Here is a 13627-nt window from a genome sequence, read left to right on the forward strand (position 1 = left end):
GGGTCTGTTTTGTTGTTACTTTTTGGTGGTTTGGTTGCTTCTGATTCTTTTTGTCACTTCTATTGAGCTGCTAACACTTGCTTTTACAGAATATCGAAACCAGTACTCATGACTGCACTAACGCTTGTCTTTTGTCGAAAGCAGTGCTTTCTCTTACTTCAAATAAGTGTTTAACCAGTCAAAAAATTCCCTGTTCCACAAAATGCTGTTCTGTGGTTTGGTTACCCAATGCCCTTCATCCGGAAAATAAAGGAACTTACTCGGGATTCCTTTCAGCTGAAGTACTTGAAATGCCTGCATTCCTTCTGATTCCGGAACACGGAAGTCTTTTCCGCCGTGGATAACAAGCATGGGGGTATTCCATTTATCCACCAGTTTGTGAGGACTATTTTTTGCATACAATTCTTTGTTCTCCGGCAGCCAGTATGGTCCGCCTATATCCCAGTTAGCAAAGAATAATTCTTCGGTGGTTCCGTACCAGCTTTCCAGGTTGAATAATCCGCAGTGGGAGATAAATGCCTTGAAACGGTTTTCATGGATTCCTGCCAGGTAGTAAACGGAATATCCTCCGTAACTTGCTCCGACTGCCCCAAGTTTGTCTTTGTTGATGGCAGGTATCTGGGCCACGCAGCTGTCGGTTGCTGTCAGGTAATCACGCATAGCCTGACCGCCCCAATCTTTCGAAATAGCATCGTTCCATTCCTGTCCGAATCCGGGTAAACCTCTCCTGTTCGGTGCGATAACGATGTATCCCTGGGAAGCCATCAGGCGGAAATTCCAGCGGTAAGAGAAAAATTGGGAAACAGGACTTTGCGGTCCCCCCTGGCAATAAAGCAATGCAGGATATTTCTTAGCCGGATCGTAATCCGGCGGGTAGATGACCCAGGTAAGCATTTTTTTTCCATCTGTGGTTGTGATCCATTTTTCCTGAACTGTTGGTTCTGCAATTCCATTCAACTCTTCTTTGTTGGCATGGGTTAATTGTTCCATTAAGTTTGTTTTCGGAGTGAATATCCAAACATCCGTCGGATGGATCATGTCCTGTTTTTCAAGCAGAATGCGGTCTTTCATGACGCTGAAGCTCACATAATCGCAGCGGTCAAAAGTCAATTGCTGGATCTTTCCTGTTTTTATATCAATGGAATATAATTGCTTGGTAGCTTTTGTCGTTGCAGTAAAGTAAATGATCTCTTTGGAAGGATGCCATGCAAATTCATTCACACTTAAATCAATGCTTGCGGTCAAATCTTTCTCTTGTCTGCTTTCCAGGTCCATGATTCGGATACGGTTCTTGTCTGCTTCGAACCCGTCTTTTTCCATACTCAGCCAGGCAAGGGTTTTTCCGGTAAAGTTGACAGCAGGATTGGTATCGTAACCTTTGTGGGCTGAAGATAAAATCGTGGTGATCTTGTCTGAAGTACGGTATGCGTAGATCTCGGAATTTGTAGATTGAGCAAAAGTCTTTCCGGCCATTTTTTTGGTCGAGTAGAAGATAGTTTGTCCGTCTTTACTGAAGCAAACGCTTTCAATTCCACCGAAAGGACCGGTTACTGAAGGATAGTTTTCAGCAGCCATTACATCTGCTTTTTTAGTGAATTTTCCTTCGGCGGAAGCTTCATACCAGTATAAATGAGGTACTTCGGCAGAAGACCATTGGTTCCAATGGCGGTACATCAGGTCTGTTTCCAGTCTTCCGGAAGTTTGCGGAAGGTCCGGGTATTTGTCTTTGATCGTTTGTTTGATCTTTAAGGGCTCTAATGTGACAAATCGCTTTCCGTCGGGACTTAAAGCAATACCTTCAACTTGTGTTGTTCCGAAATTGTGAAGTACTTTGATTGCTTTCGTGGACGGATTCAGACTTTTCAATTCGATATCGGAACCTGCAGCCTGAAGGAATACCAATTGGTTTTCTGCGTTCCATATAAAATTCCAGGCCCCGTCAAGATCTAAAGTGCTTGTTTTACCGGTTTTTAACTCGACTAAGAAAGTACCCGTTTTTCCTTTGTTGATTGTATAATCTGTTTTGGTACTTTGATAGAGCATCCATTCTTCGTTGGATGAACCGATTGTTCCTGAAATTCGATTGAGAGACCACAATTTTTCAGGAGTAAATTCTTGCGCTTTTGCCTGAAATAGTACAAGAGCGCCCGCAATCAGCGCCAGGAAAATAGAACTTTTACCCATTAGCTTTTTTTCAAGTTGCTCAAAAATACCTAAAAAAGTCAATTTGGGGACTATAAAAGTGCAGGAAATACGGGTTTAACTAGGATTTAACCTTTGCTTTCTTACGGCTGTAACTGTTTCGTATGTAGACATAGCTAAACACAAAGAGTGCAACAATTCCGGTAAAAATTAATGTATTGGAAAGAATATCAGGCAGTGAATAAGAGCGCGAACTGGAATAGAAAAGCGAATTAATGGCTGCCAATGAAATGATGAGTGTTCTCTGAAATCGTTTTATTCGAATCATAGACAAACTGTTTTGAACTAATTTAATTAAAAAATGATTTGATAATCAGATAAGTTAATAAATAAACAAAATAGATCTGAACTTTCGGAGTTATACACTGTATTGTCAAAAAATCACATGCTATGAAATCGAAATCAATCCGATATACTATTCCGGAACCTTGAGAAAATTGAGTGTCCGGGAAAATAAAGAGTGGTCCGTTTGAACCATTTTTCGACCGGGTTGTAAGCTACTAAAAACGAAGCCATGAGACCGAAGAAAATAAACTATAGAATCGAAGAGCCTTGTCATGCAGACTGGGACCAGATGAAGCCCGAAGCACAAGGTCGTTTTTGTTCTTCATGCAGTAAAACAGTGGTCGATTTCAGTACAATGTCTGATTTCTCCATTGTGAATTACCTGGAGAATAATAAGCACCAATCTGTTTGCGGTCGTTTTGGGGAAGAGCAATTGGCTAAAACATACCTGTTTGCGAAACCTCATCAATCGGTATTTTCTTTTGATCTGAAAGCAGTTGCTTTGGGATTGGCTTTGAGTACATTTTCGGCCCTTCCTTCTCAGGCACAAACTTCCACACCCATTGAACATCATGACTCCATCAACGATCCGCGGGTACTGATCCAGGGTGCAGTTGCGATCTCATACGATCACAGCAACGAAAAATTTGTAAATGGAAAAGTGAAGTTGAACGGGAAAAAAGTAAGTGAAATCAAAGTTACTTTGGTGGATGGAAATGCCGTTGTATTATCCACCATCGAGATTCCTAAAAATGGAGTGTTTAAAATTCCTTTGGATTGGGCTAAGAATCCGGCTTCTATCCGCATTAGTGCCTCCGGGTATCAAACTGAGACGGTTTATTTCAGTAATCACCAGTCTTTGGGGGATTTGACTGTTACTTTGTACGAACGCCCTATGAAAATGGGGAAAGTTGTTTCTGATAGATAATCAAAAAGGTTGGCCATGAAGATGAAATCCGTTAAATACAGCATTGAAGATCCTTGTCACGAGGACTGGGACCAAATGAAACCGGAAGCAAAAGGCCGTTTTTGTGAGGCTTGCAGCAAGACCGTGGTCGATTTTAGTTCCATGTCGGATTTTTCCATTGTCAGTTACCTGGAAGCTAAAAAGAATGAAGCTGTTTGTGGCAGATTTCGCCCGGACCAAATGAATAAAACGTATTTGTTTCCGAAACCTCATCATGGATTTTCATTTGATCTCAAAGCAGTTGCATTAGGTCTGGCTTTAAGTACTTTTTCCGCTATTCATACGGATGCTCAGGTAACGCCGGTCGATACCACAAAGGTGATTTACCAGGAGCCCCTTGACGGATTGGTGAGTTTCACCGAATACTATGACCATTCGGATGAGAAATTTGTGAGCGGTACCATTTTGGTTGACGGGAAAGGCTATAATTTGGTGACCATTCAGCTGCTGGATAATAATGGAAAGGAAATTACGAAAGTAATACCTTCTGAAAACGGGAAATTTACTATTCCTCTGGATTGGATTAAAAATCCTGCATCACTGTACATCATCGGCGAAGGATTGATTTCATCTACGATTTTGTTTCAGGAAGAAAAGTCGATTCATGACCTGAAGATTACGCTTTATCAAAAAGAAGTCATGCTGAAAGGCGATATCAGGTCCGATTATAAATAAGTTCTACCAACAACCTCAAATATGAAAAAGGGGCGTCTCGGTTTAACTGAGACGCCCCTACTTATTTTATTTTTCATTACTTACTCTACAGTAACCGACTTCGCTAAGTTTCTTGGTTGATCTACGTTGCAATTTCTCATAACCGCAATGTGGTAGCTCAGTAACTGGAACGGAATCGTTGCCAGGATAGGAACCAGGTGTTCGTCCGTATCCGGAATTTCGATCACGTGGTCTGCCATTGCTTTCACATCTGTATCGCCTTCGGTTACGATGGCAATGATCTTTCCTTTACGCGCTTTTACTTCCTGGATGTTGCTTACTACTTTTTCGTAAGAAGTTCCTTTGGTTGCGATAACGAAAACCGGCATTTCCTCATCGATCAAAGCGATAGGTCCGTGTTTCATTTCTGCTGCCGGATATCCTTCCGCGTGGATGTAGGAAATTTCTTTCAATTTCAAAGCTCCTTCCAATGCAACCGGGAATGAGCTTCCTCTTCCCAGGTAAAGTGCGTTGTTAGCATCCTTGTAGATCTTCGAAATTTCTTCGATCTCTGCATTACGTTCCAATACACGTTTTACTTTCTCGGGAATTACCTCCAGTTCGGAAAGCATCGTTCTGAATTTCGATTCGCTTAAAGTTCCTTTTTTGTGAGCCAAAGAAAGTGCCATCAACGTAAGAACAGTTACCTGCGCCGTAAACGCTTTGGTAGAAGCCACACCGATTTCAGGTCCGGCATGTGTATATGAACCCGCATCTGTAATACGTGAAATGGAAGATCCCACCACGTTACAAATCCCAAGGATGGTTGCTCCTTTGGATTTTGCCAATTCCAATGCTGCTAATGTGTCCGCGGTTTCACCGGATTGGGAAACAGCAATAACGATATCATTTTCGTTAATGATCGGGTTTCGGTACCTGAATTCGGATGCGTACTCCACTTCGACATTGATTCTTGCCAGGTCCTCAAATAAGTACTCTCCGACCAAACAAGCATGCCAGGAAGTTCCGCAGGCAACCATTACAATGCGCTGGGCATTGATCATTTTTTGCTCGTAATCTTTTACTCCGCCTAAAGAAACCCATCCTTCGGAAGCATTCAGACGTCCCCGGAAACAATCTTTGATGGAACGAGGCTGTTCGTGGATCTCTTTCAGCATGAAATGCTCGTATCCGCCCTTTTCAAGAGTTTCCAACTGCATTTCCAATTCCTGAACGTAAGGTGTTTTCGGCTGGTTACGCAGGTTGGTAATGTTCAATCCTGTTTTCAGGTCTACCACTGCGATTTCTTCATCCTCCAGGTAAACAACCTGGTTGGTGTATTCGATGATCGGAGTGGCGTCTGAAGCCAGGTAGAAATCGTTTTCTTTCCCGATCCCTACAACCAGCGGAGAACTTTTTCGGGCCGCGATCAATTGGTTCGGATTGTCTGCAGAAATGACAACAATTGCGTAAGCACCGATCACATTTTGCAATGCCATGCGAACTGCTTCAGCCAAATCCACTTTTTCTTTCTTTTGGATATCGTCGATCAAATGCACCAATACTTCTGTATCTGTCTGACTTCTGAAATGATATCCGCGAACGATCAGCTCTTCTTTTAAGCTGTTATAGTTTTCAATGATCCCGTTATGGATCAAAGCAATTTTTTCATCATTGGAATAATGCGGATGTGCGTTGATGTCATTCGGAGCTCCGTGGGTTGCCCAACGCGTATGACCAATTCCGGCATGACCAGCCAGGTTTTTGCCTGCTGCAAATTCTTCCAGGTTGGATACTTTTCCCTGACGTTTGTATAAATTCACTTTCCCGGAGTCCAGTAATGCAATTCCAGCACTATCATATCCACGATACTCCAATCGCTTTAATCCCTTAATTAAAATAGGGTAAGCTTCTTTCTTCCCAATATATGCTACAATTCCACACATAGTTTATTTGAATTCAGTGTATTTGACAACTAGTTTAGGTCTTGTCTTGTAAGGAGACAAAGGTCCGTTGAAAACAATTCTTTCGGCAGTACAATTAAAATATAAGGAAGATTGAAATAAATAAACTCCTCTGTTTTCAGCTTTTCCGGAAACAATATCCTGGACATAATCTCTTAGATCAACTATGAATGCCTTTTGATTGTTGTCGTAATTAGCTGTCTTGAATGTTATTATTTCTCCTGAATCTGTTTTGTACCCAACTTCCAGAAGTACACTTGGGTAGTAAAAATCTCCGTTTTGGTATGCAACCGGAATGTAAAGCAAAGCATTGTTAATTAAAGATTTGCTGTTGATGTTGTTTACAGTAGGAAATTCAACAACTGCTCTGCTATCAAATGATTGTGTGTAAAATTGTGATTGACCGTTTAGAGGGTTTGCCAAAACATCCGCAATATGGTATCCGCTGTGATTGACTTCAACATGATTGAAATCGGCGCAGGTACCATTAATAATCAAAGGAACTTCTTTGGGAATTGTGTCTCCTGAAAGCTTGTAATAGATCGTTAGTTTCGTTTGAGCATTATCCAATCTGAAGTACAATACAGCTCCTTTTCCTTTAGCCGGGCTTGCATTGGAGACATTAATTCTAAATCCTTTAAAGTAGCCGGAGCTAAGAAAATTACTGGTGCTGGTGAATGCTGCGTTTCCGGCAGCCATATCATCCAGGAATTGCTGACCGAAAGCGTTGTCGAGTTTCAGTCTCAACTGCGGGTTTAGTGGTGTTGTATCATTTGCAAGAACAACTTTCGCAGTGGTATTTGGGGTTTGAGTTGCTGATGCAGGGTCGACTAAATCCGAGCCCATGATATTTTTTGTAGTGTTCCGTTTGTAGTCAGCATTTACGTCCAATTCTTCATCAAGTTCGTAAACCTCAAATTTCTGCGGATCCAACTTCCCATAATAGCCGCCGTAGTTCAAACTTAAGACTACCGAGTCAATAACAGGAGCAGGAGCAGCTTCCATGTTGATAGCTCCTGAAATGGTAAATTGGGTGTAAAAAGAAGCATTCACAATTCCTAATTTGGGGTCGTGATATGCCCCCAGAGTTGCAAAATTCTGATTGTCTGTATTTAATGTATCTTCCAGGACTGAGTATGTTTTCAATTGAAAAGTATCCTTTCCGCCTGAGGCTAATAAGTCCTCAACGCTTAATGCTTCTGATCCGTAAGGGGAAGATGTTTTTTTACAGCCCGGTAAAACGGAAAGTGTTAAGACAAAACAAGCGGAAAGTAAAATTGCTTTCCGCCAGTTGTTATTTGGTTTTTTTAGATTCATCATTGTATCAAAATGCCTTCTTCTATTACTTTGTCAAAGAACTCTGATAATCCTTTGGTTAAGTGTTCTTCAGGTAAATAATTTAGTTTTAAACAGGTTGCTTCATCGAAGACTTTCTGCAATTCCGGTTGAATTGCTTCGCTCCCTTGAACAACACCGTCACTGAACGTAACAGCTGCTTTAGTTATTGCATCCAGGGTAGGTGTTTTAACTAAATTTGTGACTTCCTCATCAAATCCGTCGAATTTCAACTTCTCGTGGAAACGTTCGTCCCAGGAAGATTCAAACCCTTCTTTATCATCGTAGATACTGTATACCACTTTTGTATCGGCAAAATGCGGGTCTTTGTTGTAGATCTTTTTGATATACAAGGACATCAACGAAGTCATCCAGCCGTGGCAATGGATAACATCCGGTTTCCAGCCTAATTTTTTAACTGTTTCCAAAACACCGCGGCAGAAGAACATACTTCTTTCATCGTTGTCATTGAAATCAGCTCCTTTATCGTCGGTAACATTGGTCTTGCGCTTAAAGAATTCGTCGTTGTCGATGAAATAAACCTGTAAACGTGCTGCCGGAATTGACGCTACTTTAATGATCAGCGGATGGTCATTGTCGTCAATAATGATATTCATTCCCGAAAGGCGGATTACTTCATGAAGTTGATGTCTTCTTTCGTTAATCGAGCCAAAGCGAGGTGTGAAAACACGGATTTCTTTACCATTCTCCTGCGTTCCTTGCGGAAGCTTGCGAGCATTGTGAGAAATTTCTGTTTTTGCAAGAAATGGGTAAATTTCCTGTGAAACAAAGAGAATTCTTTTCTTTTCCATAGAATTCGATAGGGGAATTTTTGAATATTATAAGTGCAAAATTAAGAAAAAAAGACGGAATCTTCAAGATATTAATATAGTTTTGCCTGCTTGTTTTGAACGAAAGGGTAGAAAAGTGGAAATAATCAACACGGTTGAAGGGTTAAAGAAGACCCTGGATTCAGCCCGAAAAGAAGGTAAAAGCATTGGTTTTGTGCCAACTATGGGAGCCCTGCATCAAGGTCATATGGACTTGGTAAGTCGCGCCAGTACTGTATGTGACGTTGTTGTGGTGAGTGTTTTTGTAAATCCTACTCAATTCAATAATCCTTCGGATCTCGAAAAGTATCCGCGCACTCCTCATGCAGATTCTGAATTGTTGAAAAAATTCGGATGTGATGTCGCTTTTTTTCCTTCTGAAACCGAAATTTATCCTGAAAACCTGGTATCTCCCCGGGTAGATTTAGCCGGTTTGGACGAAGTTATGGAAGGAAAGTTCCGTCCAGGTCATTTTAAAGGCGTTGTCCAGGTTGTATACCGTTTGTTTGATATTGTAGAGCCTCAAAAAGCATTTTTCGGGTTGAAAGATTTTCAACAGGTTGCCGTAATCAAACGAATGGTTGAACAGTTAAACCTTCCGATTGAGATTGTTCCATGCGAGACTTCAAGAACAGAAAAGGGACTTGCAATGAGCAGCCGCAACAAGCGCTTGTCGGAAGTTCAGAAAGAAGAAGCTTTAATTATCTATCATACACTGATGCATGCAAAAGCGGATGCGGGAAGTTTTTCACCTGCGGAAACAATAGTAAGAGCAAAGGACTTTTTTGAACAGGGAGCGCTTCAGCTGGAATATTTAACCATCGTTGATCCGCATACTTTGCAGGATCTTTCAGATAAGTGGGTTCCGGGAGCTGCCATGTGCATCGCCTGTTTTTGCGGAGAAGTCAGGTTGATCGATAATATGACACTTATTTAATTGCTAATTCCCAATTACGAATTGAAAGGGTGTTTGATCTGCAGTCGGGAATTATCCAAAGAATCTTAATTCGCAATTAGGAATTCGTAATTCGTAATTATAGTACTATCTTTGCACTTCGATTTTTACAAGCATGTTGATACAAGTAGTCAAATCAAAAATTCACCGTGTACGTGTTACCCAGGCAGAATTAAATTATGTAGGAAGTATTACCATTGATGAAGCATTGATGGATGCATCCAACCTGGTTGAAGGAGAGCGTGTTCAGGTGGTCAATATCAATAACGGTGAGCGTTTGGAAACTTATGTCATCAAAGGCGATCGTGGAAGCGGAACAATTTGTTTAAATGGACCTGCTGCCCGAAAAGTAGCTGTCGGTGATATGATTATTGTGATTGGATATGGGTATATGACTCCCGAGGAAGCAAGAGCATTTAAGCCATCTTTGGTTTTTCCGAATGAATTGACTAATTTGATAGTCTAATGAAAAGAACGGCAGGTATTCTTCTAAAAACAGTTCTTCCACTGGCCTTAGGTGTTTATCTGATCTGGTATTTTTTTACTTCCATGGAACCGGAAGTAGAAGCGGCTTTTTACAAAGCGCTTCGTGAAGCCAATTATTTTTGGGTTTTCCTGTCTTTATTATTAAGTTTTTTTGCGCTGCTTTCAAGGGCATACCGCTGGAAGTACTTGTTGGAGCCAATGGGATACAAGACTTCTTTGTGGAACCGTTACCATGCGATTATGATCGGTTACATTGTGAATCTCACCATTCCAAGGGCCGGAGAAGCTTCTCGTGCAGCCATGTTGTATCGATCCGATGGCGTGCCTTTCTCCAAATCTTTCGGGACTATTCTGGCAGAGCGTGTTTTCGACCTCATCATGCTGTTTTCCGTTGCATTGCTTGCTTCTATTGTTGGGGCCGGGGATTTTTGGAAGATTAAAGGTTTGATAGAAGCACGATTTTCAGGGAATCCTGATTCTGCTTCAACTTTCCAGTTGATTAAATGGATTATTTTAGCGTTAGTTGCAGCTGCGTTCGGGATGGTGCTTTTGATAAAAAGTATCCGTTTGAAAGTGATCGGGTTTATCACTGGCCTGTTTTCAGGCGCATTATCGGTTTTTAAAACAAAGAATCCTGTTGGGTTTATAGGTCATACTTTATTTATTTGGATCCTGTATGTAGTTTATTTTGCAATCTGCTTTTTTGCACTTGAGGAAACCTCAAATGTTCCTGCTACTGGTATGCTCATTGCCTTTTTAGCCGGATCTCTTGGGATCACTTTAACTAATGGCGGGATCGGAGTTTTTCCTTTAGTGGTAGGATTGGTTATCGAATACTATTTGAAAGATCAATACGGCACTCAAGCCTGGGGAATCGGTTGTGCTTTGGGGACCATTATCTGGGCTTCCCAAACTTTATTGATCATCGTTCTGGGAATGTTGTCCTTTTTTCTATTACCAAAAAATTATTCAAAAGATGGGAAGGTTCGAACAGGTCAAGCATAAGGTAGCTTCGGTGCAGGAGATGAAAGAGCGTATACTGGAATGGAAAAATTCCGGTGAAAAGGTGGTTTTTACCAATGGCTGTTTTGATATTCTGCACGAAGGACATGTGACTTATCTTGCCAAAGCGGCTGATTTCGGTTCGAAACTGATTATTGCCATCAATACCGATGCTTCCGTGAAAAGACAGGGGAAAGGTGAGGAGCGTCCGATTAATCCCGAATCTTCCAGGGCGCTGATCCTGGCCTCTTTGGGATTTGTGGATGGTGTGGTCTTTTTTGATGAAGACACCCCTGTTTCCGTGATTGAGTCCTTGAAGCCCGATGTTTTGGTAAAAGGTGCGGATTACGATGCGGATGAAAAAGATCCTTCCGGCAAAAAATACATTGTAGGCCGTGAAACAATCCTTGCAAATGGCGGAGAAGTAAAAACCGTTGCTTTGGTAGAAGGGTTCAGCACTACGAGTATTGTAAAGAAGCTGAAAAGCTAAAGATTCGGGGTAAACTCTTCCGAAGGTTTTAGGATTCGACTTTTCCGACCTTGTTGAAAACCTTATACATTTCATTGTCAAAAAAACTAACGGTGACTATGTCGTCTGAGTTTAGAATGACATCTGTATTGAGTTCCGAGATAGATTGTACTTTACCTTCTTTAATGTATTCTCCATACACAGAAAGATAATGAGTTGTAAACACGACATTTTTCTGATCATCTCTGTATCCACTGATTATCGGTATGATTCTAACGTATTTGGATACAGAAGGTATCGGAAGTTCTTTTACCCAGGCGATATAGATTTTCCCGTTATTCAAAGTGAATAATAAGAGCTTATTTTCTGTAAAAGATGATTTCAGCTGTAATTCAAATTCGTTTCCGATAGCTTTAATAGCTTTTATAATCCGTTTCTTTTCATCTAAAAACAAATTACTGATTTCGGTGAAAGTAATTGAAAGAAGCAATATGCATAAAGATGTTCCGGCATAAGGCGATTTGATCGGAATAGCTTTGTAAACAATGTTTTGAAATTCCGGAGATGCAACAGATTCATAAAATAAACGGATTGAATAAGTGATTATAGATGCTGCAACAGCCAATATAATGCTTTCAAAGACGAGTCTTTGCTGATCGATCCTTTGTTGTTTGAACTTGAAAAAATAGGATTTTGTGAATATGTAGTATCCCGCAACAAGCGGAAGCAATAGCAGGTTCCAGGGCATCTAGCGGGTTATTTTTTCTTTTCTTTTTCTCGCTTTTTCTGATATTCTTCAATATCTTTTACAATATCTGATTCTAGCAAATCTAAAATAATTTCGCGAACCTTTTGTTGTCTGAAAAAGTCCTGTGTACGAATGTATAACCTCCCTTCTCTGGTGGATTGGATTATTTCATCGTTATTACTTACAATTGCACTCATAACAGTAAATTACAATCAAATTTAATTAAAAAAACAGGGAATTCAAAATTTTAATTAAACCTGATAATTGGCAGTTTAAGATTCTTTTGTTTCTACACTCTTCACATAAAAATTGATCCAGCAAACCAGCGATATCATCCCGATAATCATCGAAGGATAATAGCTCCAGAAACGGAAGCTTGAGTAGAAATCCAATTCGTCCCTGGAAATTCCTATGAGTCTTCGAAGGTGTTTGATCTCGTAATCTTTTTTAGCCAGCTGCTCGTATTTCAAATCAAAAGATTCCAGCTTTTTCCTGAAATTGACAGAACCACTGAGTGTTAAATTCCGCTTTAACCGGTTGAGGCTTTTGATTTCTTTGTAAAGTGTTTTGGATTCATCATTCATCAGATCTAATTTGTAGCTCAGTTCGCTTTGACGAATGCCAATTTCCCGGATCTTATCGGTTGGATAAACGATGTTGAACAGGATGGTGCCGATACACATGGTCAGCAAAAACTTGAACACATTGTCTCCGGAAGACAAAAAACTACTTACTGTTTCCATTTTCAAGACTTGTTAAACGGTTAAAAATACTATCGTTCTCTACCTCCAGGTTTTTCCGGATGTTTTGGATGGAGTCCATGTAAGGAATGTACTCGTTCGGAATATGTTCGCGATTCAGTTTCATGCTGATCTCTTCATCTGTGCAGCCATTCAGGAACATGGAAACAATCAGGCTCGTTAGGATCAATGATTTCCCGACCGGTAGTTTGATATTGATGAATCCCGGAGAATTTAAACTCAATTTGACTGTTGTAGTATCGATTTTCTCTCCGAAATTGAAGTCTGTGTTGACCTGCGAGATCAGTCCCAGGTAATTGTCGAATAGGTCTTTGAGATCTTTCAGACTGATTTCCGATTCTTTGTTGATCCGTAAAGACAAAAAACAATCGCCGTCCTTGATGTACAATTCTTCCATCAGCGAATCAATGAAATCCGCGTGTTTTTTGATGGAAACAATGGTGTGGGAATGCTTCAGCAGGTAAAACAAAGAATTGTAATAATGGTGTTTAACGGAAGTTTTCAGCCAGTTTACTTTTCTTCTCTTGAGGAATCCGCCTGTTGACAGATCTGATCGGGAGGCGTTATAAATTTCATCATCTGCTATTTCACCGATACTGAAATAATCGGCATCTTCCGAAGGAATGAGTACCACGTCGCCCTTTTTCAGGTTTTTAAAAGTAAAGAGTTTGTTGATTGTTTTCGTAATCGATGATTTCTCTCCGGAACTCAATTTGTCATACGGAACGTTCCGGTATTTGTAACTGTTTGTAATGACGGATTTTCTAAGATATTTCAGGTTTTCTTCCCGGATATCCTCAGCTGAAATGAAATTCCAGTTGATGCCGACATATCCTTTCCGGATAAAATCGGTATAATGATCTCCGCCATCGGTTCTAACATACCAATATTCTTTTTGGCTGTTTATTTCCGCTACCTGGTCGAAGATCGGATTCGTGTTTTTTAGATTTAGCATGCGGTTGGTTGGTG

Annotated in this window: 15 protein-coding genes; 6 read left to right on the forward strand and 9 right to left on the reverse strand. The window is 40.7% G+C overall.

What is annotated here, in order from left to right:
• Positions 1 to 153: 153 nt before the first annotated feature.
• Both QZT69_RS05670 and QZT69_RS05675 read right to left on the reverse strand, forming a co-directional pair.
• Entirely contained in the window at positions 154 to 2184 is a 2031-nt protein-coding gene (locus tag QZT69_RS05670) for a S9 family peptidase (protein ID WP_294671584.1), read from the reverse strand.
• Between the two features lie 79 nt (positions 2185 to 2263).
• Positions 2264 to 2470 carry a hypothetical protein gene (locus QZT69_RS05675; protein WP_294671586.1) on the reverse strand — a complete coding sequence of 69 codons (207 nt, stop codon included), beginning with the start codon at positions 2468 to 2470 and terminating at the stop codon, positions 2264 to 2266.
• A 246-nt stretch (positions 2471 to 2716) separates the two neighbouring features.
• Here QZT69_RS05675 and QZT69_RS05680 point away from each other — a divergent pair, with 246 nt between their 5' ends.
• Together QZT69_RS05680 and QZT69_RS05685 are read left to right on the forward strand one after the other, a co-directional pair.
• A complete protein-coding gene (locus QZT69_RS05680; protein WP_294671588.1) occupies positions 2717 to 3415 on the forward strand; it encodes a hypothetical protein in 699 nt (232 codons plus the stop codon).
• Positions 3416 to 3430: 15 nt separating this feature from the next.
• Complete coding sequence (locus QZT69_RS05685; RefSeq protein ID WP_294671591.1) at positions 3431 to 4129, forward strand: hypothetical protein; 699 nt, start codon at positions 3431 to 3433, stop codon at positions 4127 to 4129.
• Positions 4130 to 4209: 80 nt separating this feature from the next.
• On the opposite strand, the gene glmS is transcribed toward QZT69_RS05685, so the two are convergent.
• Genes glmS through QZT69_RS05700 form a run of 3 tightly spaced genes read right to left on the reverse strand, consistent with a single transcriptional unit; the run spans position 4210 to position 8219 of the window.
• Positions 4210 to 6054: a glutamine--fructose-6-phosphate transaminase (isomerizing) gene (gene glmS / locus QZT69_RS05690; RefSeq protein ID WP_294671594.1), complete on the reverse strand. Its 1845-nt coding sequence runs from the start codon at positions 6052 to 6054 to the stop codon at positions 4210 to 4212.
• 3 nt (positions 6055 to 6057) lie between these two features.
• Entirely contained in the window at positions 6058 to 7392 is a 1335-nt protein-coding gene (locus QZT69_RS05695; RefSeq protein WP_294671597.1) for a DUF4270 family protein, read from the reverse strand.
• A complete protein-coding gene (locus QZT69_RS05700) occupies positions 7389 to 8219 on the reverse strand; it encodes a glycogen/starch synthase (RefSeq protein ID WP_294671600.1) in 831 nt (276 codons plus the stop codon). The genes QZT69_RS05695 and QZT69_RS05700 overlap by 4 nt, the downstream gene beginning before the upstream one ends.
• Positions 8220 to 8334: 115 nt before the next feature.
• On the opposite strand from QZT69_RS05700, the gene panC reads away from it, so the two are divergent.
• The 4 genes from panC to QZT69_RS05720 all read left to right on the forward strand — a co-directional run bounded on the left by panC (position 8335) and on the right by QZT69_RS05720 (position 11170).
• Positions 8335 to 9174 (forward strand): pantoate--beta-alanine ligase, encoded by an 840-nt coding sequence (gene panC / locus QZT69_RS05705; protein ID WP_294671602.1) that lies wholly within the window; start codon positions 8335 to 8337, stop codon positions 9172 to 9174.
• A 133-nt stretch (positions 9175 to 9307) separates the two neighbouring features.
• On the forward strand, positions 9308 to 9658 hold the full coding sequence (gene panD / locus QZT69_RS05710) for an aspartate 1-decarboxylase (protein WP_294671605.1): 351 nt from the start codon (positions 9308 to 9310) through the stop codon (positions 9656 to 9658).
• Positions 9658 to 10683: a lysylphosphatidylglycerol synthase transmembrane domain-containing protein gene (locus QZT69_RS05715; RefSeq protein ID WP_294671608.1), complete on the forward strand. Its 1026-nt coding sequence runs from the start codon at positions 9658 to 9660 to the stop codon at positions 10681 to 10683. Before panD ends, QZT69_RS05715 begins: the two co-directional genes overlap by 1 nt.
• Positions 10655 to 11170 (forward strand): adenylyltransferase/cytidyltransferase family protein, encoded by a 516-nt coding sequence (locus tag QZT69_RS05720; protein WP_294671610.1) that lies wholly within the window; start codon positions 10655 to 10657, stop codon positions 11168 to 11170. Before QZT69_RS05715 ends, QZT69_RS05720 begins: the two co-directional genes overlap by 29 nt.
• 28 nt (positions 11171 to 11198) lie before the next feature.
• Here the strand turns inward: QZT69_RS05720 and QZT69_RS05725 are convergent, their stop codons facing one another.
• From QZT69_RS05725 to QZT69_RS05740, 4 genes are all read right to left on the reverse strand, one after another.
• A complete protein-coding gene (locus tag QZT69_RS05725; protein ID WP_294671612.1) occupies positions 11199 to 11897 on the reverse strand; it encodes a hypothetical protein in 699 nt (232 codons plus the stop codon).
• 8 nt (positions 11898 to 11905) lie between these two features.
• Entirely contained in the window at positions 11906 to 12094 is a 189-nt protein-coding gene (locus tag QZT69_RS05730) for a hypothetical protein (protein WP_294671615.1), read from the reverse strand.
• Between the two features lie 75 nt (positions 12095 to 12169).
• The gene (locus tag QZT69_RS05735) at positions 12170 to 12640 is read right to left on the reverse strand and encodes a hypothetical protein (RefSeq protein ID WP_294671618.1); all 471 of its coding nucleotides are present in this window, start codon (positions 12638 to 12640) and stop codon (positions 12170 to 12172) included.
• Positions 12624 to 13613 (reverse strand): hypothetical protein, encoded by a 990-nt coding sequence (locus QZT69_RS05740; protein WP_294671619.1) that lies wholly within the window; start codon positions 13611 to 13613, stop codon positions 12624 to 12626. Before QZT69_RS05740 ends, QZT69_RS05735 begins: the two co-directional genes overlap by 17 nt.
• Positions 13614 to 13627: the final 14 nt, after the last annotated feature.

This window comes from uncultured Fluviicola sp., assembly GCF_902168135.1.
GTDB lineage: Bacteria > Bacteroidota > Bacteroidia > Flavobacteriales_D > Crocinitomicaceae > Fluviicola.

Excerpts from the sequence above, each read along its gene's own strand:
- QZT69_RS05685 (WP_294671591.1), top strand. The coding sequence starts at position 3,431 with ATGAAGATGAAATCCGTTAAATACAGCATTGAAGATCCTTGTCACGAG.
- QZT69_RS05700 (WP_294671600.1), bottom strand. The coding sequence starts at position 8,219 with ATGGAAAAGAAAAGAATTCTCTTTGTTTCACAGGAAATTTACCCATTT.
- glmS (WP_294671594.1), bottom strand. The coding sequence starts at position 6,054 with ATGTGTGGAATTGTAGCATATATTGGGAAGAAAGAAGCTTACCCTATT.
- QZT69_RS05735 (WP_294671618.1), bottom strand. The coding sequence starts at position 12,640 with ATGGAAACAGTAAGTAGTTTTTTGTCTTCCGGAGACAATGTGTTCAAG.
- QZT69_RS05715 (WP_294671608.1), top strand. The coding sequence starts at position 9,658 with ATGAAAAGAACGGCAGGTATTCTTCTAAAAACAGTTCTTCCACTGGCC.
- QZT69_RS05730 (WP_294671615.1), bottom strand. The coding sequence starts at position 12,094 with ATGAGTGCAATTGTAAGTAATAACGATGAAATAATCCAATCCACCAGA.
- QZT69_RS05720 (WP_294671610.1), top strand. The coding sequence starts at position 10,655 with ATGGGAAGGTTCGAACAGGTCAAGCATAAGGTAGCTTCGGTGCAGGAG.
- QZT69_RS05675 (WP_294671586.1), bottom strand. The coding sequence starts at position 2,470 with ATGATTCGAATAAAACGATTTCAGAGAACACTCATCATTTCATTGGCA.
- QZT69_RS05740 (WP_294671619.1), bottom strand. The coding sequence starts at position 13,613 with ATGCTAAATCTAAAAAACACGAATCCGATCTTCGACCAGGTAGCGGAA.
- QZT69_RS05680 (WP_294671588.1), top strand. The coding sequence starts at position 2,717 with ATGAGACCGAAGAAAATAAACTATAGAATCGAAGAGCCTTGTCATGCA.
- QZT69_RS05725 (WP_294671612.1), bottom strand. The coding sequence starts at position 11,897 with ATGCCCTGGAACCTGCTATTGCTTCCGCTTGTTGCGGGATACTACATA.
- QZT69_RS05695 (WP_294671597.1), bottom strand. The coding sequence starts at position 7,392 with ATGATGAATCTAAAAAAACCAAATAACAACTGGCGGAAAGCAATTTTA.
- panD (WP_294671605.1), top strand. The coding sequence starts at position 9,308 with ATGTTGATACAAGTAGTCAAATCAAAAATTCACCGTGTACGTGTTACC.
- QZT69_RS05670 (WP_294671584.1), bottom strand. The coding sequence starts at position 2,184 with ATGGGTAAAAGTTCTATTTTCCTGGCGCTGATTGCGGGCGCTCTTGTA.